At 61.8% G+C, this 1138-nt stretch carries 2 protein-coding genes and 1 pseudogene; 1 reads left to right on the forward strand and 2 read right to left on the reverse strand.

From position 1 onward, the window contains the following. Together ACW4YW_RS15615 and ACW4YW_RS15620 are read right to left on the reverse strand one after the other, a co-directional pair. The coding region (locus ACW4YW_RS15615) for an ISL3 family transposase (protein ID WP_457138407.1) at nt 1-349 on the reverse strand (349 nt) is incomplete at its 3' end. A gap of 57 nt (nt 350-406) precedes the next feature. Beyond that, nucleotides 407-571 (reverse strand): annotated as a pseudogene (locus tag ACW4YW_RS15620) (transposase family protein); the annotation flags it as partial. Nucleotides 572-798: 227 nt separating this feature from the next. Here ACW4YW_RS15620 and ACW4YW_RS15625 point away from each other — a divergent pair. Beyond that, on the forward strand, nt 799-1138 hold a 340-nt coding region (locus ACW4YW_RS15625), incomplete at its 3' end, for a hypothetical protein (protein ID WP_457138406.1).

Below are 1138 nucleotides of genomic sequence, written 5' to 3' on the forward strand. Positions count from 1 at the left end.
CGGCCCCATCAGCACTGATGTGGGTGATCTTGCGTGCACGCACATCGCCTAGTTCATCGAAGAACCGCTCGATGGTCTCCTTCTTGGCGCCTTCACCAGCCCAGACCAGTTGGCCTGTGTCGTGGTTGACGACCACCACCAGGTAGCGGCGGCCCTTGCGGTAGGCGATTTCATCGATGCCGATGCGCCGCAACCCGTTCAAGCGTTTAGTGAGTCCGACATGGTCGTCGACCACGCGCTCGACGATACGAGATACCGTCCGCCAGGAGACCCGCAGATAGGCACTGACCGCGGTCATCGGGGCGTGCGCGCACAGCCATGCGACGGTGTCGTCGAACGCCCTGGTCATCTTCGCTTCCGGACGTGCCCACGGAACCAACTCAGTCTTCACATCATGGCGAGGACACTGCACACGCTTGGCGGGCAACTCGAGGAAGCACCGCCAACCGCCCATGTCGAGATGTCGCCACCGTCGCGGTGCCGGTGGCTGATCGTAACCAGGGCACCGCTTCTTACACTGCGGGCACCGTGATCGTGCGTTCTTGTGCAGTTCCAGCGACACGACCACCATCTGCCCGCGGTCATCCTCATCGAACCTGACACCCACAACACGGGCACGCTCGATTCCGAGCAACTTCTGCAGTACTCTGACAGTGCGCAACGCCCACTCCTTTGGTCTTGTTCTTCGCAAATCAAAACCTAAGCGAGACTGGGCGTTGCGTGCGTTAGGCTCGCGAAAAGGAACCCACTTCGACGTCAGAAGAGCCACACATGTTCCCGTACAGTGGAGTCATGCCAGTGCTCGCCACCCTGCTCGACCAGCTCATCGAGACCACCACGCCCACCGACGATCCCACGGGCAGAGCGACTTTCGACGCGCTCGACACCCTCCGGCTGATCCGCAACATCGTTGACCACCAGATCCTCACGCATGCAGCAGAACTCGATGAACTCGGAGTCGCACAAAAGGCCTGTGGGACCACCAAGAAGGTATTGATCGAGATGGGCTACGCACCCGCCGCGGCTCTACGCGCCATGCGAAGCGTCGACGCTCTCCCGACGCTGCCCACCCTCGCCCGTCACGCCGCCGACGGACGACTCTCCTCCGAAGTCGTCGATGCCATCGTCCGCGGCATCA

The organism is Methylobacillus pratensis (assembly GCF_054072455.1).